A 249-nucleotide genomic window follows, 5' to 3' on the forward strand; every position below is an offset into this window, starting at 1 on the left:
CAGCGAAAAGGTTTCCCTTTCGACGTCATCAATGCCGCTCTGGAACAGACGGAGTATGAAAATGATGATGAAGCCGAGATGGAAGCTCTGAAGGCTCATGCGGAAAAAGCGATCAGGAAATACCGCTATGACGGCAGCTATGAAAGCGGAATGAAGGTCAAACAGTACTTATTCAGAAAAGGATTCTCGATTGACGATATTGATCAATTCTTGCAGGAAGAGGAGTAAACTGAAATGGACAAACGATAC

The 249-nt window shown here is 44.2% G+C and carries 1 protein-coding gene; it reads left to right on the forward strand.

All coding sequences use genetic code 11. From position 1 onward, the window contains the following. Positions 1-228: regulatory protein RecX (locus tag F1003_RS19065; RefSeq protein ID WP_202913935.1), on the forward strand; the 228-nt coding region annotated here is incomplete at its 5' end. Positions 229-249: the final 21 nt, after the last annotated feature.

The organism is Winogradskyella ouciana, assembly GCF_009709615.1.
Classification (GTDB): domain Bacteria; phylum Bacteroidota; class Bacteroidia; order Flavobacteriales; family Flavobacteriaceae; genus Winogradskyella; species Winogradskyella ouciana.